This window comes from Kitasatospora sp. NPDC004531, assembly GCF_053602195.1.
On record NZ_JBSGDD010000006.1, the window covers coordinates 129,969 to 150,016 of the forward strand.

18 protein-coding genes are annotated in these 20,048 nt (G+C 73.2%); 7 read left to right on the forward strand and 11 right to left on the reverse strand.

What is annotated here, in order from left to right; all coding sequences use genetic code 11:
* Positions 1-122 precede the first annotated feature (122 nt).
* The gene (locus tag ACWEMJ_RS05075; protein WP_452135571.1) at positions 123-875 is read right to left on the reverse strand and encodes a TetR/AcrR family transcriptional regulator C-terminal domain-containing protein; all 753 of its coding nucleotides are present in this window, start codon (positions 873-875) and stop codon (positions 123-125) included.
* 315 nt (positions 876-1,190) lie between these two features.
* On the opposite strand from ACWEMJ_RS05075, the gene ACWEMJ_RS05080 reads away from it, so the two are divergent.
* Complete coding sequence (locus ACWEMJ_RS05080) at positions 1,191-2,717, forward strand: MFS transporter (protein WP_452135572.1); 1,527 nt, start codon at positions 1,191-1,193, stop codon at positions 2,715-2,717.
* 146 nt (positions 2,718-2,863) lie between these two features.
* On the opposite strand, the gene ACWEMJ_RS05085 is transcribed toward ACWEMJ_RS05080, so the two are convergent.
* The 3 genes from ACWEMJ_RS05085 to ACWEMJ_RS05095 form a co-directional block, all read right to left on the reverse strand.
* Positions 2,864-4,492, reverse strand: a complete 1,629-nt coding sequence (locus ACWEMJ_RS05085; RefSeq protein WP_452135573.1) for a cellulose binding domain-containing protein — start codon at positions 4,490-4,492, stop codon at positions 2,864-2,866.
* 270 nt (positions 4,493-4,762) lie between these two features.
* Complete coding sequence (locus tag ACWEMJ_RS05090; protein WP_452135574.1) at positions 4,763-5,692, reverse strand: lytic polysaccharide monooxygenase auxiliary activity family 9 protein; 930 nt, start codon at positions 5,690-5,692, stop codon at positions 4,763-4,765.
* 468 nt (positions 5,693-6,160) lie between these two features.
* Positions 6,161-6,682 carry a protein-tyrosine phosphatase family protein gene (locus ACWEMJ_RS05095; protein ID WP_452135575.1) on the reverse strand — a complete coding sequence of 174 codons (522 nt, stop codon included), beginning with the start codon at positions 6,680-6,682 and terminating at the stop codon, positions 6,161-6,163.
* Positions 6,683-6,918: 236 nt separating this feature from the next.
* On the opposite strand from ACWEMJ_RS05095, the gene ACWEMJ_RS05100 reads away from it, so the two are divergent.
* Positions 6,919-8,307, forward strand: a complete 1,389-nt coding sequence (locus ACWEMJ_RS05100; protein WP_452135590.1) for a lamin tail domain-containing protein — start codon at positions 6,919-6,921, stop codon at positions 8,305-8,307.
* Positions 8,308-8,355: 48 nt separating this feature from the next.
* On the opposite strand, the gene ACWEMJ_RS05105 is transcribed toward ACWEMJ_RS05100, so the two are convergent.
* The 3 genes from ACWEMJ_RS05105 to ACWEMJ_RS05115 form a co-directional block, all read right to left on the reverse strand.
* Positions 8,356-8,985, reverse strand: coding sequence for a hypothetical protein (locus tag ACWEMJ_RS05105; protein WP_452135576.1), 630 nt, complete (start codon positions 8,983-8,985; stop codon positions 8,356-8,358).
* Positions 8,986-9,203: 218 nt separating this feature from the next.
* Positions 9,204-10,172, reverse strand: coding sequence for a hypothetical protein (locus ACWEMJ_RS05110; protein WP_452135577.1), 969 nt, complete (start codon positions 10,170-10,172; stop codon positions 9,204-9,206).
* A 102-nt stretch (positions 10,173-10,274) separates the two neighbouring features.
* A complete protein-coding gene (locus tag ACWEMJ_RS05115; RefSeq protein ID WP_452135578.1) occupies positions 10,275-10,736 on the reverse strand; it encodes a DUF4279 domain-containing protein in 462 nt (153 codons plus the stop codon).
* Positions 10,737-10,906: 170 nt separating this feature from the next.
* On the opposite strand from ACWEMJ_RS05115, the gene ACWEMJ_RS05120 reads away from it, so the two are divergent.
* From ACWEMJ_RS05120 to ACWEMJ_RS05130, 3 genes are all read left to right on the forward strand, one after another.
* Positions 10,907-11,776, forward strand: a complete 870-nt coding sequence (locus ACWEMJ_RS05120; RefSeq protein ID WP_452135579.1) for a hypothetical protein — start codon at positions 10,907-10,909, stop codon at positions 11,774-11,776.
* A 40-nt stretch (positions 11,777-11,816) separates the two neighbouring features.
* Entirely contained in the window at positions 11,817-12,353 is a 537-nt protein-coding gene (locus ACWEMJ_RS05125) for a carboxymuconolactone decarboxylase family protein (protein WP_452135580.1), read from the forward strand.
* 85 nt (positions 12,354-12,438) lie between these two features.
* A complete protein-coding gene (locus ACWEMJ_RS05130) occupies positions 12,439-13,704 on the forward strand; it encodes an MFS transporter (RefSeq protein WP_452135581.1) in 1,266 nt (421 codons plus the stop codon).
* 85 nt (positions 13,705-13,789) lie between these two features.
* Here the strand turns inward: ACWEMJ_RS05130 and ACWEMJ_RS05135 are convergent, their stop codons facing one another.
* Complete coding sequence (locus tag ACWEMJ_RS05135) at positions 13,790-14,425, reverse strand: hypothetical protein (RefSeq protein WP_452135582.1); 636 nt, start codon at positions 14,423-14,425, stop codon at positions 13,790-13,792.
* Positions 14,426-14,506: 81 nt separating this feature from the next.
* Positions 14,507-15,124 carry a hypothetical protein gene (locus ACWEMJ_RS05140; RefSeq protein ID WP_452135583.1) on the reverse strand — a complete coding sequence of 206 codons (618 nt, stop codon included), beginning with the start codon at positions 15,122-15,124 and terminating at the stop codon, positions 14,507-14,509.
* A gap of 93 nt (positions 15,125-15,217) precedes the next feature.
* Between ACWEMJ_RS05140 and ACWEMJ_RS05145 the strand changes: the two genes are divergently transcribed.
* Positions 15,218-15,634, forward strand: a complete 417-nt coding sequence (locus ACWEMJ_RS05145) for an SRPBCC family protein (RefSeq protein WP_452135584.1) — start codon at positions 15,218-15,220, stop codon at positions 15,632-15,634.
* A 57-nt stretch (positions 15,635-15,691) separates the two neighbouring features.
* On the opposite strand, the gene gdhA is transcribed toward ACWEMJ_RS05145, so the two are convergent.
* Together gdhA and ACWEMJ_RS05155 are read right to left on the reverse strand one after the other, a co-directional pair.
* Positions 15,692-17,071, reverse strand: coding sequence for an NADP-specific glutamate dehydrogenase (gene gdhA, locus ACWEMJ_RS05150; RefSeq protein ID WP_452135585.1), 1,380 nt, complete (start codon positions 17,069-17,071; stop codon positions 15,692-15,694).
* A 366-nt stretch (positions 17,072-17,437) separates the two neighbouring features.
* Entirely contained in the window at positions 17,438-19,144 is a 1,707-nt protein-coding gene (locus ACWEMJ_RS05155; protein ID WP_452135586.1) for a glycoside hydrolase family 13 protein, read from the reverse strand.
* Between the two features lie 309 nt (positions 19,145-19,453).
* On the opposite strand from ACWEMJ_RS05155, the gene ACWEMJ_RS05160 reads away from it, so the two are divergent.
* Entirely contained in the window at positions 19,454-19,957 is a 504-nt protein-coding gene (locus ACWEMJ_RS05160) for a helix-turn-helix transcriptional regulator (RefSeq protein ID WP_452135587.1), read from the forward strand.
* Positions 19,958-20,048 lie beyond the last annotated feature (91 nt).

A 20,048-nucleotide genomic window follows, 5' to 3' on the forward strand; every position in this document is an offset into this window, starting at 1 on the left:
GAGGTTGACGTGACTGCCCTTGGTATAGACCTGCGCCGGAGGGTCGTCAATACTCCCCGCCCGCCGCCACCCTGGAGCCGTCAGCCGTCAGCCGTCAGCCGTCAGCCGTCAGCCGCCCGCCGTCACCCGCCCGCCGGGCCGTGCCAGGTCCGCTCCTCGGACGCCGACGCGTCGGCCGGCAGGAAGGACTCCAGGCCGCGCAGGAACACCTCGATCTTGAACGCGTACCGCTGGTCGCCGTCGCCCGTCATCATGGTGGTCGCCATGCTCTGCAGGGTCGGGAAACGGTCGGTCGGCAGCTCGTGCAGGTAGCCGCGCAACTGGTCGAAGTAGGCGCCGAGATCGGTGCCGCGCGCCATCCGCTCGGTGTACACCGAGGCCTCGTACGCGTCGGTGTCGATCAGCTGGCCCAGTCCGTCCAGCGCCCACGCCGCGATCTGCGGCGGCAGGCCGACCTGGAGCAGCAGGTCGAGCAGGAACTCGGTGATCCGCAGCTGGCTCTCGCCCACCGGGATGCTGCCCAGCGACACCAGCGACACGTCCCGATGGGCCGTCAGCACCCGCTGCGCCTCGAAGCAGATCTCGGTGATCTGCTCCTTCCAGCGCTCCGGCTCCGGCCGGAGCGGCAGCCGGATCTCCGACACCACCCGCTCCAGCATCAGGTCGAACAGCTCCTCCTTGTTGGAGACGTGCGCGTACAGCGAGGCCGGGCCGGTGCCGAGCTCCTGCGCCACCCGGCGCATCGTCACCCCGGACAGGCCCTCGGCGTCCAGGACCCGGATCGCCGTCTCGACGATCAGCGTGCGGCTGAGCGGCTGGCGGGGATCGGCCTTGCGTGGCTTGTGCCACGGGATCGCGGGCATCTGCGCGGGCATCGGGCCACCTGCTTTCGCTGAACGTTCAACCGCCGATCATCGTACTCCGGACGAACGGCGTTCGACCCGTGGACGAAGGGCCCTGTTCTCGGCGGGTCGCGGCCGGGTCGCAGGCGGGCCGCGGGCAGGCCGGTGCAGGTGGCGGGCCGTTGAGGCGGCCTCAGGGACGCGTCAGGGGCGGAGTGGGGGAGAAGTCGGGGATAAATCGTTTGACGGGAACGCCGCTCGACTCGTAGAACAGTGTTCGTTCGAAGAAACACCGTTCACTGCGCGGCCACCGTCCACCGCGCCCCGGCATTTCAGCAGGAGTGTGCAATGACCGACGCGGTCGGAGTCTCCCCTTCGGCACCGCCCCTCGCGGGCGCGGCCGAACCCTACCGTTGGCGCTGGGTCGCGCTGTTCGTCATCCTCGCCGCCGAGGTGATGGATCTGCTCGACTCGCTGGTGACGAACATCGCCGCGCCCGCGATCCGGCAGGACATCGGCGGCGGCGAGTCCACGATCCAGTGGCTCGGCGCGGCCTACACGCTGGCGATGGCGATCGGCCTGATCACCGGCGGCCGGCTCGGCGACATCTTCGGCCGCCGCCGGATGTTCATGATCGGCGCGGCCGGGTTCACGCTCGGCTCGCTCGCCTGCGGCGTGGCCCAGGAGCCCTGGCAGCTGGTCGCCGCCCGGGTCGCCCAGGGCCTGCTGGGCGCGGTGATGCTGCCGCAGGGCCTCGGCATCATGAAGGAGATCTTCTCGCCGAAGGAGCAGGGCGCGGCCTTCGGCCTGTTCGGCCCGGTGATGGGCCTGTCGACGGTCGGCGGCCCGATCCTGGCCGGCTGGCTGATCGACGCCGACTTCGCCGGCACCGGCTGGCGGATGATCTTCCTGATCAACATCCCGCTGGGTCTGTTCGCCTTCATCGGCGGCCGGGTCTTCCTCCCGGCCCGGGCGGAGGGCCGGACGGTCCGGCTCGACCTGGTCGGCGCGCTGCTCGCGGCGATCGGCGCGGCCGCGGTCATCTACCCGCTGGTGCAGGGCCGCGAGCACGACTGGCCGCTGTGGGCGTTCGCGCTGCTGGCGGTCGGCGTGGCGGTGTTCGGCGTGTTCGGCTGGTACGAGTCGCGGCGCAGGGCCGTCGGGGCGGACCCGCTGGTCGAGCCGAGCCTGTTCGCCAAGCGCGGGTTCAGCGGCGGCATGGTGCTCGGCCTGATCTTCTTCACCGCCATGACGGGCTTCTGGCTGACGTTCAGCCTCTACACCCAGCTGGGCCTGCACTTCAGCCCGTTGAAGTCCGGCCTGGCGGGGGTGCCCGCCTCGGTCGGCATGGTGATCGCGTTCGTCGCCTCCCAGGCCCTGCAGCGCTTCGGCCGCAAGGTGATGCACACGGGCCTGCTGGTGATGGTGGCCGGCGTGCTCGGCCTGATGTACACCCTGCACAGCCAGGGCGCGGGGGTCACCCCGTGGCAGATGGTGCCCACGCTGCTGGTCTCCGGTCTGGGCATGGGCCTGGTGATGGCCCCGTTCTTCGGCATGGTGCTGGCCTCGGTGGACACGCACGAGACCGGCTCGGCCTCGGGCACGCTGACGGCCATCCAGCAGCTCGGCGCCGCACTCGGCAGCGCCATCCTCGGCACGGTGTTCTTCGAGCGTCTGAAGACCGCCGACTTCGCCAGTGCCGAGCAGGTCACCCTGTGGGCCGAGGTGGGCATGCTGGTCGTGGTGTTCGCCGCCATCTTCCTGCTGCCCATGCACGCCCGCCCCGAGGGCGCCGAGGAGGGCGCGCCCGAGGAGGGCTCCGAGCAGGTGGCGGTGCCCGGCCCCCGCAAGGAAGGGGAGCACCAGCCGGTGTGACACGACGCCGTCGGCCGGCCGTCGGCCGCCCCGGGCAGCAGGTGCCCGGGGACGGACCGACCGGCCGGCCACCGGAATCGGCGCGGGCGCGGACGACAGCCGTCGAAGGGGCGGCCGTCGAGCCGTCAGCCGCGGGCCGTCACTCGTCAGCCCTTGTAGGCGGCGAAGAGCTTCGAGAACTGGTAGGGGGTCTGCGGAATGTTGGTGCACTTGGGCAGCGAGCCGGTGCAGGCGTTGGCGTCGCGGGTCATCTCCCAGAAGGCCAGCTCGCCGAGGTGGTTCTGCTGGGCGAAGGCGATCAGCTGCTGGGCGTCGGAGATACCGAACACCTCGGAGGCGGTGTCGTTCTGGCCGAGCATCGGGGTGACGCCGACCATGGCGTACGCCTGAGCGTCCGTCAGATTGGTCCACACGGAGCGGATCTGCGCCTGGGTGGACTGCGCGGCCTGGATCGCGTAGGCGCCCATCTTGCCGGCGGGGCTCGGGGCGGCCCAGTCGCCGAAGTCCATCGCCATGACGTTGACCAGGTCGACGTTCAGGCCGGCGTTCTTGGCGGACTGCAGGATGTAGACGCCGTCGGCGGTGAGGCCGCTGGGCAGCACCGGCAGGGTCAGGCTGACCTTCAGCTCGCGGCCCTTGGCGTGCTGCGCGGCCTGGACCTGGGCGAGGGCGGCGGAGCGGCGGTCGACGGAGGCGTGGTCGGTGACGGCGGTGCCCTCGATGTCGAAGTCGACCCGGTCCAGCGTGTAGACGTCCACCACCTTCTGGTACTGGGCGGCGAGCGCGGCCACGGTGGTGCAGGACTGCGCCAGTTCGGTGCCGTTGGCACCGCCGAAGGACGGGCGGACGTCGCCGCCGGCGGCCCGGACGGCGTCCATGTCGTCCTTGTTCCAGCCGGTGGTGGCGTCGTACGCGCCGAACCAGCTGGCGGTGCACTGCTGGCTGCCGTTGATGATGAAGGCCAGCGAGAACTCCTTGATCCCGCTGGCGGCGGAGAGCGCGGGCAGGCTGGGCGTCGGGTAGGCGCCGAGGTCCACGTAGGGGGCGGCGGTGCCGGGCGTGGTGCCGCTGCCGGCGGTGGCCGTCACGGCGGCGGAGGCGGCGGACTCGTTGCCCGCGGCGTCGAAGGCGCTGACGGTGAAGGTGTGGCTGCTGCCCTGGAGCAGGCCGCGGACGGTCGCGCTGGTGCCGGTGGCGGTGGCGACGACGGTGCTGCCCTCGCGCAGGCGGTAGCCGGCCACGCCGACGTTGTCGGTGGCGGCGTTCCAGCCGAGGGTGACGGTGCCGGGCCCGGTGCCGGTGGAGCGCAGGTTGCCGGGGACGGACGGCGCGGCGCCGTCGGCGGGCGCGCCGGCGCACGGCAGGTTGTTGATGGTGCAGTTGGCGGGCGCGCTCTGGGCGGCGCCGCTGGTGACGCCGAAGCCGACGGTGGGGGCGCTGGCCCCGGGCGCGAGCGGCGCGGCCCAGGCGGGCGAGGTCACCGTGTAGTGGGTGCCGGTGGGGGTGGCGGTGGAGGTGAGGGTGCCGTTCCACAGGCTGGAGACGGTCTCGCCGGTCGGCAGGTCGAAGGCGAGCGACCAGCTGTTGACCGTCGCGCCGGTGTGGTTGGTGACGGTGTAGCCGGCCTGGAAGCCGTTCGACCAGCTCTGGGTCACGGCGTAGTCGGCGACCAGTCCGGAGACTCCGGCGGCGTTGGCCGTGCCTGCCGAGGTGGCGGCCAGCGGCGCGACGAGCAGGGCCGCAGTGGCGGCGAGAGACAGGGTGACACGCCTCATGGGCGGGTTCTCCTCGACGGTGTGGGGGAGGTGGGACGGTGCGCAGATGCTGGGGGCGCACCCAAGATGGTCCAGACCAATTCGGGCCGTCAAGGCGGAGTCCTGCGGTTTTGCCGAGAGTTGACGGTTCATCGGGGCCCGAGCGGGAGCGCAGGCGCAAGCCCGGGCGGATCGTGTCGGCGTGCGCCGCCGACGGAGGGCGCGGCCCCCGAGCTGTGGGGGATGGGGCCGCGCCGCCCGCCTGACCCGCGGTCAGGCGTTCATGGGCCGTCAGGCGGTGACGGAGGCGCTGCGCATCCGGCGGGCCAGCAGGACGCCGGACGCGGTGGCGGCCAGCAGGCCGGCGCCGGCCACGCCGAGCAGCAGGTTGTCGCTGTCGGAGGTGCGCACCGAGGCGGCGGCGCCGGTCGCGGTGCCGGCGGCGGCCTCCTGCGCGGTCAGGGCGTCGCCGCCGTGGCCGAGGTGCGAGACGGAGGAGTTCGCGGCGCCCGAGGCGATCTGCGCCTCGGTGGGCGCGGACGGGTCCTGCGCGGCGAACGCGCCGGCCGCGGCCGCGGTGCCCGAGCCGAAGTCGACGTCCGAGCAGCCGAAGAACGCCTCCGGGCTGTCGGTGCGCTGCCACACCATGTAGACGATCTGGCGGCCGGTGCGGTTGGGCAGGTTGACGTTGACGTTGTAGTAGCCGTTGTCCGAGGTACGCGGGCTCGCGAAGGTGGCGATCGGGTTGGCCAGGTCCAGGTTGGACCACTTCAGCGGCTGGGTGGGGTTGTAGCTGCTGTTGGTGATGTACAGCTTCATGACGCCCTGGTGGGGCGCGGTGACGCGGAAGTTGAAGGTCTTCGCGCCGGCCGTCACCGAGGTGGCGGGCCAGTCGGTGCGGGCCCAGTCCAGCGCGCGGTACTTGTCGCGGTTGGCGGAGCACAGGTGGCCGTCGGGGATGATCTGCTGCGCCTGCCCGTTGGCGCTGGCGATGTTGACCTCGTTCCAGTCGTACAGCGGCTGGGTGCCGCTGTCCGCGACGAGGTCCTTGCAGACCTGAGACTTGGGGGTCTCGGGGCCCTCCGCGTAGCAGGCGGCGACGCGGCTGGCGGGGCCGAACATGGCGCCGTGGGCTCCGGCGGTGCCGGCGGCGAAGGTGGTGGCGACCAGGGCGCCCGCGCCCACCGCGGACGCGGTGAGCAGACGACGGGACCAGGACATGGTTCTCCTCGGAAAGGTGCCGGGTCGATGGTGGGGGAAAAGAGGCGGACGCATGCCCGCCCGACGCCCAGGGAGCGACCCGTGGGCGGCGCGGTGTGGACCCGGCACACCGCGATCGGACCGAAGGCTACGATTGGCCTATACCAATTGACAAGTGTCTGCCACATTCGACCGCGGCCCCGATGGCGGCATTCGGCCACCCGCAACGCCCGTGGCGAGCGCCTGACCTGGCACCGCGTCAGAACCCGCCGACCGCCCGCTCCACGAACAGCACCAGCGGAATCGGCCTCCCACCAGCCCCGCGACCTACCACCGCCGTACCCGCCCGGCTACGCCCACCCGTCCGCGACGGCCGCACGAAGGCCCCATGACGGCCGGACGAATGCCGCGCGACGGTTCGCGACCACGCCGACGGATAAGGAGGTCATAAGCCGCCGCTAACCCGGGGCCAAGCCGCCCGACACCCCATCAGCCCCCCGGCGCCGTCAGCGAGCTGAGCAGGCGCGCCGTGTCGAGGCCGGTCTCCAGGTAGGCGACGAAGAGCTCGTTGTTCAACGCCCAGGGCGAGCGCCGGGCCCGCACCAGGCGGATCGCCTCGGCGGCGTCCGCACCCAGCTCGACCAGCGCCTGCGCCACCACCAGCCCCGACCGGTTGTAGCCCGAGTGACAGCGCACCAGCACCCGGCGCCCCGCCGCGACCGCCGCCGCCGTGCACCGGGCCGCGCCCTGCACCGCCGCCAACTGCTCGGCGTCCAACGGCCCGTCCGGCACCTTGGCGACGAAGTGCTCGACGCCCGGCGCGGGCCCGTGCCCGGGCGTGGTGAACAGGCTGACCACCAGGTCGAATTCGGCGCCGACGCAGACGAACTGGAGCTCCCCGAGCGGGTCGTGCCAGTAGTGGCCGCCCATCCACAGGCCGGGGGCGACCTCGTTCCACGGCTCCTCGGGCGGCCCCGGCAGCCCGGGACCGTCCTTCCGGCGGGTTCTCACCGCACCACCTCCCCGCCGCACAACGTGACGGCCCGCGTGCCGGTTCCCGTGCCGGGCAAGGGACTTCGAGCCGCGGGCGGGCGGGGGTTCGCCGGGCGTTCATGAAGGGAACAGGTGGCAGTGGGGCGTCGTTGGGGCGGGCTCGGGAGGTTGGTCGGCGCCATGTCCACACCGAACCCGAGGGACGGAAGACCGTGATCGAACCGCGTGCCCCGAGGTGGCGTCGCCGCCTCTCGATGCTGCTGGCCGCCGTGGCCCTGCCGGCCGTCGGCGTCGGAGTGCTGACCGCCCCGCCCGCCGTCGCCGCGCCGGCCGACGACATCCGGATCAACGAGGTGGTGACGACCGGATCGGTGAACGACTCGATCGAGCTGTACAACAAGGGCACCGCGACGATCGACCTGTCCGGCTGGATTCTCAAGGACGACAACGACAGCAACACGTACAAGATCGCCTCCGGCACCAGCCTGGCCCCGGGCGGCTTCAAGGCCTTCGACGTGCACGGCAGCTTCGGCCTCGGCTCCGCCGACAGCGCCCGGCTGTACCTGGCCGACGGCACCACCAAGGTCGACTCGTTCAGCTGGACCTCGCACTCCGACCCGTCCTGGTCGCGCTGCCCGGACGGCACCGGCAGCTGGACCCAGGCCGCCGCCCTGACCCTCGGCGCCGCCAACAACTGCGGCTCCGGCAACGGCGGTTCGACCACCCCGGTGGCCTGGCCCGGCGGCTCGACGGTCGCCAACGCCGACGCCTCCAACGTGTTCGGCACCGACCTGTCCGGCCTCTACCAGGAGGGCGGCGTGCTGTGGGGCGCGCAGAACTCCGGCAAGCTGTGGCGGCTGCTCCCGAACGGCTCCGGCGGCTGGACGCCCGACACCGCCAACGGCTGGGGCTCCGGCAAGGCCCTGCGCTTCCCCGGCGGCACCGGCACCCCCGACGACGAGGGCGTCACCCTGACCGGCGCGGGCGCGGCCGGCGGCGTGTACGTCTCCAGCGAGCGCAACGCCGACTCCTCGTCCACCAGCCGGCTGTCCGTGCTGCGCTACGACGTGTCCGGCACCGGCGGCACGCTGACCGCCACCCGGGAGTGGAACCTCACCGCCGACCTGCCGTCGACCGGCTCCAACGCGGGCCTGGAAGGCATCACCTGGGTGCCCGACAGCTACCTGACCGGCGCCGGTTTCAAGGACGCCGCCACCGGCGCCGCCTACGACCCGAGCCGCTACGCCGCGCACACCGGCGGGGTGTTCTTCGTCGGCGTCGAGGGCACCGGCACCGTCTACGGCTACGTGCTGCTGGAGGCCGGCGGGTTCACCAAGGTCGCCACCGTCAGCACCGGCCTGGCCGGCGTGATGGAGCTCCAGTGGGAGCCGCAGGCCAACCGGCTGTGGGCGGTCTGCGACGACACCTGCTCCGGCCAGCACCGGACCTTCCGGGTGAACACGGCCGGCGCGTTCGCCGTCACCGCCGTCTTCAACCGCCCGTCCGGCATGCCGAACATCAACAACGAGGGTTTCACGCTCGCCGTCACCGCCGAGTGCGTGAACGGCAGCAAGCCGGTCTACTGGTCCGACGACAGCAACACCGGCGGCCACGCGCTGCGCAAGGGCAGCATCACCTGCTGACGATCACCCGGGCCCCGGCCGCGCGAAGGCGGCCGGGGCCCCGTCGCGTCAGAGATCGGCGGGCGGCGGGGTCTCGGCCGGTGGGCCGAACTCGGCCAGGTGGACGGTGGAGCGGAGCCGGTAGCCGTCGGACTCGCAGGTGAGGGTGAGCTCGGAGAGCCGGCCGTCCGCGTCGATCAGCAGGTCGGCCGCGCAGTCCGGCACCCGGTGCTGCGCCAGCTGCTCGCGGGTGGGGGTGTCGAACGCGTCGGCGACCTCGGCGAGCGGGAGCCGGCCGACCAGGTGGAAGCCGGTGCCGCCGCGCAGCGTCCGGATCCTGGCCCGGCCCCGGAAGGACGCCGGGTCGCGCTCCAGCAGCGCCCGCACCATCGCGCGGTGGTCGGGGAGCAGCGGCCCCGACGGGCGCGCCGAGCGCACCCAGGCCCGGTCGGCGGCGCGGGTGTAGGCGGCGTCGCGGGTCACCGTCAGATAGGCCTGCTGCTGCGGCTGCTGGTCGGTCGAGGTGAGGCTGAGCGCGCCCGTCTGGACGTCCGACACGTTGACCACGCCCTGCCGCCGCACGGTGCCGGTGCCGTCCGCGGCCTCGGTGGCGAGGACGGCGGAGAACGGTCGCGGAGCCGCTTCGACGGCCGCCCGGAGCTGGGCCAACTCCTGGGCGGGATCGGCCGGTGCCGGCACGGTCGAGGACGTCGGCGCGGGCGGCGGGGGAGGCACGGGCACCGGCCGCGGTGGCGGGAGGGCGCCCGAACAGCCCGTCAGCGCGGCCGCCAGCACCAGCGCGGCCGCTCCACCCCTGCGCGTCAGTCCGGACCCGACTCCCACCCGCAACCCCCCAATTGATCGGCGGGCGCAACGTTGGCGCAGGCCAGGGTGGGAGCGCAAGCGATTTCGGGCGCTCAGTCGGTGAATCCGGCGTGCACGTGGTCGCGGTGGGTCCGGTCGCTGAAGAACTGGTTCGCGGTGCGCCCGCCGGACAGCTGGCGCGGGCCGCCCACGTTGTACGAGCCGGCGGCCGCGGCGGCGCGCATGAAGGAGTCGACCAGGTCGGTCGGGGTGGCCGGGTCGACCACCGCCCGGCCGTCGATCTGCCAGGTGTCGAAGGCCCGGCCCCGCGGGTGGTCGCTCGGCCGGTCGGTGCCGAACACCAGCAGCGGATGGCCGGAACGCACCACGCTGGGCTGGAAGCTGTACGGCCCGGCCAGCGCCAGCATCGCGTTCAGCACCGAGTCGTGGACCTGCCCGCTGCGGATGTCCGCCGCGGCCGCCGGCGGCAGGGTGATCCGGGGCTGGGCGAGCACCCGGGTGGCCGGGTCGGGCAGGGCGGCCGCGACCGGGCCCGGATCGGCGGGGTGCAGGGCGGTGACGGTCCAGCGCGGCTCGGCCCGGGACAGCCGCACGTCCACCGTGGTGCCCGCCGAGTGCGCGCTGCCGTCGGCCGCCGCCAGCCACTGCCGGCACACCACCAGCACGCTCGCCGAGTCGTCCGTCAGCCCGCCGTACTGCGCGTACACCACCTCCACCGCGGCCTGCGGCACGTCCGCGAGCAGCGCCCCGCCCTGTTCGGCGAGCCCCGCCGGCAACCCGAGCGCCGCCACCCGCTGCCCGGCTGCCGCCAGCCCCTGCCCGCCCGGCGGCCACGTCCCGACCGCCTCCACTACCTGCACCGCCCGCAGCTTGACGTCCGGCTCCACCTCGCCCGGCCCCGGCGCCCAGGCGGCGGGCGCGGGAAACGCGGAGCCACCGGGCGAGGGCGACGGCGAGCCGAAGGACCGGGCAACGGGGTGGGACGCGGAACAGGCGGTCAGCGCCGCGCAACCGAGCCCGGCCAGCAGCGCGGCCCGGCGGGAGAGATCGGGTGTGCTCATCCGCCCACTATCGGCGCAGACCCGCGGCGAAGGGCGGTTGACGTGCCGTTGAACGGGCGAACGGTTGGGCAGCAGCGCGACGCAGGGTCGGGCGAACGGTGCTCAGACGGCGTCCTCGCCCGGCGTCAGGTCGTACTCGTCGACGTCGAGCTCCGCGCCGACCGCGGTGAGGAAGTCCAGAACCTCGCGGTCCAGATGCCAGCCGAGGAGGTTGGGAGCGTCCGGGCGGGCGGGTGCTGCGGCGCGGTCGGAGTCGTTGAAGTAGCGAACGACCTGAAGGACTGCCCCGCCGCCGTCGGCTGCCAGCTGCCCCGCCAGCCCGGCCAGACCGGCGGCATGGGGGCGGAGCCTGTCGAGGATGCGGGCGATCTGCTCGTCGACGCACAGTCCGGGATCCCGGCAGACGGCCTTCCAGGAGTGGTGGACGGGGATCGCCCTGGGCTCGGCGAGGCGGCTGCCGCGAACGGACACCTCGTCAGGGGCGATGCCCAGCCGGGAGGTCATCTCGTCGGCGGAGACGTGCGGGCTGAACAGGGCGAAGTAGGCGTACTGGTGAACGGGCATCCGGTGAGGTTATCCGTGCGGCGATGGGCCGTTGATCGAGACGGCGTCGCGGCGGTGCGGTCGGAGAAATCCGGTGGAAGGGCTTCCCTGCATACCCCCGGGGGGTATATGTTTCAGGTGTCGCCAGGGAGCAGGAGCCCCCGGGCGAAGCAACCACTCAAGGAGATGCCATGAACAGCCACGCCACGCACGACCACCACGCCGCCCACGCCGCCCACGGCGGCGGCCAGGCCGGGGGCCTCGCGGTCTCGGAGGGCGGGTACACGCTGGAGCTCGGGGCGACGATCCTCGGGGCGGGCCGGCAGACGGTCACGTTCCGGGTGATCGGGCAGGACGGGCGGCCGGTGACCGAGTACGTGCCCGAGCACGAGAAGGAGCTGCACTTCATCGCGGTGCGGCGGGACACCTCGGGCTTCCAGCACGTGCACCCGGTACGGGACGAAGAGGGCGTCTGGAGCACCGAGTTGACGCTGACGCCGGGCGACTGGCGGTTCTTCACCGACATCCACCCGGTCGGCCGCGAGGGCACCCTGACGCTGGGCGCCGACGCCGCGGTGGCCGGCGCGTACGACCCGCGCCCGCTGCCGGAGGCCACCGGGGTCGCCCGGATCGGTGACTACGCGGTCACGCTGACGGGCGAGCTGCTGGCCGGCGAGGCGAGCGAGCTGACCCTCACCGTCAGCCGCGGCGGGCAGCCGGTCACCGACCTCCAGCCGTACCTGGCCGCCTATGGACACCTGGTGGCGCTGCGCGTCGGCGACCTCGGCTACCTCCACGTGCACCCGGAGGGCGCCCCCGGCGACGGCGTCACCGCGCCCGGCCCCGAGATCTCGTTCATGGCCGTCGCGCCGTCGGCCGGCACCTACCGCCTGTACCTGGACTTCCAGCACGAGGGCACCGTCCGGACCGCCGAGTTCACCGTGCACACGGCCGCCGCGAAGCACGAGGAGCACGGCAGCCACGAGGGCCACCAGGGCCACCAGGGCCACGAGGGCCACGCCGCGCAGCACGGCCACCACGCGCACCACGGCCACCACTGACGACGCGGGCCGGCACCCGCTCAAGGAAGGAGCGAAGACAATGCCCCGCCTCCCCGCCCTCACCCCGGACACGGCCGTCGGCGCCTCGCGCGACCTCCTCGCCGACCTGGTCGCCCGGCACGGCAGCATCGGCGACATGGTCTCCACCATGGCCAACTCGCCCGCCGTGCTGGGTGGTTACCTCCAACTCAGCCGGGCCATGGGCCGCGCCAAGCTGGACCGCAGGATCAGTGAGCGGATCTCCGTGGCGGTACAGACGCAGCAGGGCTGCGGTCTCTGTCTGGACGCCCACGTCGGCGCCGCCCGCGCGCTCGGAGTGGACGAGGACGAGATCGAGCTGGCCCGAAAGGGCAGCTCGGCCGATCCCGCGATCGCGGCGATCATCGCCCTCGCCCTCCAGGTCCACCGCGAACCGGCGTCGATCACCGACGCCCAGGTCGCCGCACTGCGCGCGCACGGCTACAGCGACCGCGCGATCGCCGATGTCGTCGGCGTCGTCGCGCTGAACGTCCTCACCGGTGCCTTCAACCTCCTCGCCGGCCTCCGGCCGGAAGGCGAGGGTGACACCGGTGCGTAGCGAAGACACCCCTGCCTGTATGCGCGGGGCACGGCCGCCACCCCGGGGGCCGTGCCCGGCCGCATGGACCCGGAAGGAACCCGTCATGCGACTGTTCGCCATCCGTGACTACCGCCACCTGTTCGCCGCCCAGGTCATCGCCCTCTTCGGCACCGGCCTGACCACGGTGGCCCTCGGCCTCCTCGCCTACGACCTCGCGGGCCCCCGGGCCGGCACGGTCCTGGGCACCGCACTGACCATCAAGATGGTCATGTACGTGGTCATCGCGCCGCTGGCCGCCGCGTACATCGACCGGCTCCCCAGACGGGCCCTGCTGGTCGCCCTCGACGTGGTCCGCGGCGCGGTCGTGCTGCTGCTGCCGCTGGTCGGCGAGGTCTGGCACGTCTACGTCCTGATCGGGCTGCTCCAGGCCGGCTCCGCGGCGTTCACCCCGACGTTCCAGGCCGTCATCCCCGACATCGTCACCGACGACGCCGCCTACACCCGCGCGCTGTCCGCCTCCCAGGTCGCCTCCACCATGGAGAGTCTGCTCAGCCCGGTGCTGGCGGGCGTGGCGCTGACGTTCATGAGCTTCGACCGGCTGTTCCTCGGCACCTCCGCCGGGTTCCTGCTCTCCGCCCTGCTCGTCCTGTCGACCCGCGTCCCGAACGCCCGCCCCAGCACCCACGCGAAGGCCTGGGACAAGGCGGCGGCCGGCATCCGGACCTTCCTCACCACGCCGCGGCTGCGCGGCATCATGGCGCTGAACCTGACCGTCGCCGCCGCCGGCTCGATCGTCGTGGTGAACACCGTCAACTACGTGCGGGACGGGCTCGGTGGCTCGCAGTCGGACGTCGCCTGGATGCTCGCCGCCTCCGGCACCGGCACGCTGCTGGCCGCCCTGGCACTGCCCCGGATCCTCGACCGGGTCGCCGCGAGGGCGGTGATGGTCACCGGCGCCGCCGTGCTGGTGGCCGCGACCACCGCCGCCGCGACCCTCGTCGCGGCCGGACTCGCCGGCTGGGCCGGGACGGCGGTCATCTGGACCGCGACCGGGGTCGGCATGGCGCTGATCATCACCCCGACCGGCAAGGTCCTGCGGGCCTCCGTGGAACGCCGGGCGATCCCCGAGGTGTTCGCGGCGCAGTTCTCGCTGTCGCACCTGGCCTGGCTGGTCACCTACCCGATCGCCGGCTGGCTCGGCACGAGCGCCGGGTTCTCGCTCACCTGGAGCGTCCTGGCGGCCCTCGCCGCCACGGGAGCCGCCGGCGCCCTCGTCCTGTGGCCGCGCCGCGACGGACAGGCGGACGTGGTGGCACTCACCGGGAGCGCCGCCGGCCAGAACCCGTCCACCCTGGTCAAGGCCGCCTGACGCCGGCCGCACCCGCACCTGGCACCCATCGGGCCCGGACCGCACGCGCGGTCCGGGCTCCGCGCCGTGGCCGGCCGCGGGCCGTTCAGACCAGGACGGCCGCGACGATGCCGAGCACGGGCACCGCCGCGAAGAACACGAGGGTCGCCACCACCGTGGAGCGGCGCCGGAAGAAGTCGTCGTGCCGGGGCGCGTAGCGGTGGGTGAGCACCCGGCTGCCGGTGTACGCGCCGGCGCCGAAGGAGAGCAGACCGAAGGCGAGTTGGCCCACGCCGCCGGCGCCCCAGTCGGAGAGGTCGCCCCGGCAGTCGCCGCCCGGGGTGCAGCGGACCTCCACCACCTCGCCGCCGCGCAGCGGGCGCGGGGCGTCGAAGTGCCAGCGCCCGGCGGTGACGCCGGACGGCCCGTCGGCGCCCCGGCCGTAGCAGGTGATCGTTGGGCGGCCGTGCGAAGGGGGAGGCGGATCGACGCTCTCGCAGGAGCTGACGGTCATCCGCAGCGGCGGCAGCGCCGAGGCGTCGGCCATGGCCCGGAGCTGGCCCGCCCCCAGGACGAGCATCACGATGCCCGTGACCAGCCCGAGCAGGCCGATCGCGATGCCGCGGCCCGGACGATCGGGCTCGAACGGGTCCAGGCCCTGCCACCGCCGCGGCTGCTTCTTCCGCTGCCCGCGCCCTGCGACAGCCCGGCGAGGCCGCCCCTTCGGTTTCCGGCTGGGCACGACGAACCCCCGTTCCCCCGGTCGCACGGGACCGTGCGGCCTCAACGTACCCCCGCCGCCGGGCAGTTGAGAGCGGGTTCGTCAGACGAACATGAACAGCAGGGACGCGGCGACGGCGAGCAGCGCAGTGCCGACGCCGGTCCAGGCGAGTCGGCGGCGGACCCGGCGGGTGCGCAGGAGCGCGGCCCGGTGCGGGGCGAACCGGTCGGCGGCCTGTGTGGCGGCGGCGGTCAGGCCGGCGCCCGCCATCAGCAGGCCGCCGGCGGTGACGGCGAGGGCCAGCACGTGGTTGCCCAGGGTGAGGACGTCGCAGACGGCGTCGCGGGCGCAGCGGACCGCCACCACCGTGCCGGTCGGGTACCGCTCCGGCGCCGAGCGCAACCGCCAGCGCGAGCCGACGACGTCGGTGCCGCCCGGGTCACCCGTGCCCTGGCAGGTGGTCTCCGAGGACTTGCCATGGCGGAGCGTGGTGCAGGACTCGACGGTCATCCGCAGCTGCGGCCGGTGGTGCTGGTCGGCGAGGTCCCGCGTCGACGTCACGCCGCCGACCAGCAGCAGGGCACCGAGCGCCACCCCGAGCAGCGGCAGCAGCGGGCCCGACGCCCGCTTCGACGGCGCGGCGGGCCGGGGTGCCCCGGGTCGCGGGGTGGGCCCGTACTTCGTCCGGTCGGGCTTGCTGCGGCGCTTCTCGACGGCCATGACGGGCCCTCACCTCTTCCCCCGTGCGGCGCCCCGCGCGGGCGCGCGGCCACAACCTACGCCCGGGAGCGAGGCGCTGGATAGGATCGCGGAATGACCGAGTTCCGCATCGTGGAAGCAGTGGGGCTGTCGCCCGGGGAGACCTGGCGGCGGGTCACCGACTGGCCCCGGCACGGCGAGGCGGTGCCGTGCACCGTCGTCACCGGCGACGCGCTGACGGTGGCGGCGCGCACCGGGATCGGGCGGTTCGGGTTCGTCGACGTGATGGACGTCGAGCGCTGGGAGCCGCCGCACGGCGGCGACGGCGTCGGGCGGTGCCGGCTGGTCAAGCGCGGGCCGGTGGTGACGGGCTGGGCCGAGATCGAGGTGCGGCCGTACCGGGGCGGCAGCGCCGTCCGGTGGCGGGAGGAGCTGCGGATCGCGGCGCTGCCCGGGCTGTTCGACCGGCCGACGGCGTGGTGCGGCCGGGTGGTGTTCCGGCGGGCGCTGCGCGCGCTGCTGCGCCGATGAGAGCGGGCCCGGACCCCGGGCGGCTGCCTGCGGTCCGGGCCCCTCGTGGCGGTGGCGTCAGATCAGGCCCTGGGCCAGCATCGCGTCGGCGACCAGCTCGAAGCCGGCGATGTTCGCGCCGACCACGTAGTTGCCGGGGCTGCCGTACTTCTCCGCCGTGGTGAAGCAGGAGTCGTGGATGTGCTTCATGATCTCGCCGAGGCGGTTCTCGGTGTGCTCGAAGGTCCACGAGTCGCGGGAGGCGTTCTGCTGCATCTCCAGCGCGGAGGTGGCGACACCGCCCGCGTTGGCGGCCTTGCCGGGCGCGAAGGCCACGCCGGCCTCCTGGAACACCCGCACCGCCTCCGGGGTGGTGGGCATGTTGGCGCCCTCGGCGACGGCCTTCACCCCGCCGCGGACCAGCGCCAGCGCGTCCGACTCGTGCAGCTCGTTCTGGGTGGCGCAGGGCAGCGCCACGTCGCAGGCGACGTTCCAGACGCCGGTGCCCGCCACGTACTTGACGTGCGAGCCGCGCGCCTCGGCGTAGTCGGAGACGCGGCCGCGACGGGTCTCCTTGATCTCCTTGAGCAGGGCCAGGTCGATGCCCTTCTCGTCGACCACGTAGCCGGTCGAGTCGGAGCAGGTGAGCACCGTCGCGCCCAGCTGCTGGGCCTTCTCGATCGCGTAGATCGCCACGTTGCCGGAGCCGGAGACCGCCACGCGCTGCCCGTCCAGGCTCTCGCCCCGGGTGCGCAGCATCTCCTCGGTGAACATCACGCAGCCGTAGCCGGTGGCCTCGGTGCGGGCCTGCGCGCCGCCCCAGCCCAGGCCCTTGCCGGTCAGGACGCCGGACTCGTAGCGGTTGGTGATGCGCTTGTACTGGCCGAACAGGTAGCCGATCTCGCGGCCGCCGACGCCGATGTCACCGGCCGGGACGTCGGTGTACTCGCCGAGGTGGCGGTGCAGTTCGGTCATGAAGGACTGGCAGAAGCGCATGATCTCGGCGTCCGAGCGGCCCTTGGGGTCGAAGTCGGAGCCGCCCTTGCCGCCGCCGATCGGCATGCCGGTCAGGGCGTTCTTGAAGATCTGCTCGAAGCCGAGGAACTTGACGATTCCGAGGTTGACGGAGGGGTGGAAGCGCAGTCCGCCCTTGTACGGGCCAAGCGCGCTGGAGAACTCCACCCGGAAGCCCCGGTTGACGTGGATGTCGCCGTTGTCGGCGGACCACGGCACGCGGAAGATCAGCTGCCGCTCGGGCTCGCAGACCCGCTCGATGATCCGGGCGTCGACGAGCTCCGGACGCTGCAGCAGGACCGGGCCGAGCGTTTCGAGGACCTCGCGGACCGCCTGGTGGAACTCGTTCTCGCCCTGGTTGCGCCGCAGTACCTCCTGGTAGAGCGGCTCGATCAGGCGGGCGCCGGCGTCGGTGGACGCGGCAGAGCTGGGGGTGGCCGGCATCAAGGCACAACCTTCCGTGAATCGGATGGTGCACGAGGGCGCCCCGTCCCGGGGATCGCCCTTGGTCCTCCTCGCCGTTGAGGATCGCCGCCGGCACGCCTGACACGCGCCGTGCGACGGGATGGGACCGGTGGTCCACACCATTGTCCCAGTGCTGACCTGGATTCATCGACAGCGTGTCCAGCATGTGAACACCCGATCAGGTGATTTCGGCCGCAGAGTGCCCGACCGCGCCCGACCTCAAAGGGTTGTGCAGATCCAGTGCAGATCCGGTGCTCATTTCGGTAGGGCGGTGCCGCCCCGGCCCGCCAAGTCCCCGCCCCTTCCGTCGTGTTCGGGGCGGGGTGCCTGGCGGGGGCGCCGGCGTCAGGCGCGGGGCTGGATCCACCAGGCCGTGGTGGCCGGGGGGAGGGTGCCGGGCGGGCAGGGGGCGGAGGAGAGCAGGGGCGTGCCGGTGACGGGGGCGGGGGCGGGGGTGGTGCCGAAGTTGGTGGCGACCAGGAGGCCGTCGCCGCGGGTGAAGGCGAGGACGTTGGGCGGCGTCTCCAGCCAGCGCAGGGTGCCCTCGCCGAGCTGCGGGAGCAGGCGGCGCAGGTGCAGCGCCTCGCGGTAGAGGTGGTAGGCGGAGGTGTGGTCGGTCAGGGCGCGCTCGGCGGTGTGGGCGGCGAAGGACGGCGGCTGCGGGAGCCAACTGGCGGCGGAGCCCTCGGGGCTGAAGCCGAACGGGGCCTCGGCGCCGGACCAGGGCAGCGGGACGCGGCAGCCGTCGCGGATGCCCTTGCGGCTGCCGGTGCGGTGGAAGATCGGGTCGGTGATGACGTCGTCCGGCAGGTCGTCGACCTCCGGCAGGCCGAGCTCCTCGCCCTGGTACAGGTAGGCCGCGCCGGGCAGGGCCAGCATCAACAGGGCCGCGGCGCGGGCCCGTTCGGGGCTGCCGAAGCGGGTGGTGGTGCGGACCTGGTCGTGGTTGTTGAGGACCCAGGTGACGGTGGAGCCGGTGGCGGTGATGTCGCGCACCGCCGCGTCGATGACCTGGTGGAAGTGCTCGCTGTCCCAGGGCGCGTGCAGCAGGTGGAAGAAGAACGCCTGGTGCAGTTCGTCCGCCCGCACGTACTTGGCCTGCTCGGCGGGCGTCGGCACGGAGGCCTCGCCGACCAGCAGCCGCTGCCGGCCGTCGAGTTGGGTGTACTCCTCGCAGATCGCCCGCCAGGCCCGCCAGATGCCGTGCACCTCGGGCTGGTTCCAGGCCAGCGGGTTGACCGAGTCGCGGGTGCGCTCGTCGGCCTCCGGGTCGGGGGAGTCGGGGAGTTCGGGGTGCTTGAAGAGGCCGGCGGCGACGTCGATGCGGAAGCCGTCCACGCCCCGGTCCAGCCAGAAGCGCAGCACCTTCTCGAACTCGGCGGGCACCTCGGGGTTGCGCCAGTTCAGGTCGGGCTGCTCGGGGGTGAACATGTGCAGGTACCACTGGCCGGCGGTGCCGTCCGGCTCGGTGACGCGGCTCCAGGCGGGTCCGCCGAACATCGCCCGCCAGTTGTTGGGCGGCAGTTCGCCGTCGGTGCCGCGGCCGTCCGCGAAGTGGAAGCGGTCCCGCTCGGGGCTGCCGGGGGCGGCCAGCAACGCGTCCTGGAACCACGGGTGTTCGGTGGAGCAGTGGTTGGGGACGGTGTCCAGCACCAGCCGCAGGCCGAGCTTGCGGCAGTCCTCCACCAGCAGGTCGAAGTCCTCCAGGGTGCCGAACATCGGGTCGACGCCCTTGTAGTCCGCCACGTCGTAGCCGTGGTCGTGCTGCGGGGACGGGTAGAACGGGTTCAGCCAGACGCCGTCCACGCCGAGGCGCTTGAGGTACGGCAGGCGGTCGCGCACGCCCGGCAGGTCGCCGATGCCGTCGCCGTTGGAGTCCTGGAAGCTGCGCACGTAGACCTGGTAGATCACCGCGTCGCGCCACCACAGGCCGTCCTCGGCGAGCGGCGCCGCCTGCTCGGCCGGGAGCTCGCGCTCCGCGGGGGAGGCGGCGGACGGGCCGGGGACCTGGGCGGGGCGCGGCGGATCGCCGGGGACGACGGACGTGATCATGCGTCACCTTCACGGGAGCGCGCGAGGGAGGTCGCGCTGGCAGGTGTGGGAACCGGCTGATGGGCCGTCAGTTCCGCTGGAATACCTGCATGTTAGGTATAGGCCAAAGTGTGTGTCCAGGAGACTGCCGGGACGGATGTCACTTCCTGCGCCACAGGGTGCCATCACCTGGACCGATCCGGAACCGGTTCCGGACGAATAACCGGGCGCGCATCGGGGTAGGGCAGCGCCCAGGAGCGCCGCCCCGGCGCACGGCCGACCAGGGCCCGACCGCCCGGCGCACCCCCCGAAGTTCAAGGAGGCACCCGCGTGCGGCTCCCCCTGCTCGCCCTGCTCGCCATGGGCCCCGCGCACGGCTACCAGCTCCGCCGCGCCCTGGAGAACACCTTCGGCCCGGCCTACCCGCGCACCAACGACGGGCAGGTGTACATCACGCTGGGCCGGCTGGAGAAGTCCGGCCTGATCGAGGGCCAGGACGTCGCCCAGGACGGCCGGCCCGCCAAGCGGGTGTTCGCGCTCACCGAGGCCGGACGGCGCGAGCTGGCCGACTGGTTCGCCCGCCCGTCCGAGGGCGCCAAGGTCCGCGAGGAGTTCTTCCTCAAGCTCGTGCTCGCCCCGCAGACCCGGCTCGCCGACCGGCGCACGCTCATCGACGTGCAGCGCTCGCACTGCCTGGCCGCCCTGCGTGGGCTGAACGCCAGCGCCGACCAGTCCCGCGAACACGGCGCCTCGCGGCTGCTGATCGAGGGCGCGGTGCTGCAACTCAAGGCCGAACTGGACTGGTTGGAGCGCTGCCAGCAGGAGTTCACCTAGGACTTGTCCGGTCGATCATGTGACTGTCACCTGCCTTGCTCGTTGGTTCGGGTATGGGGCGGGGAGATCTCACGGATGCCGAGTGGGAACG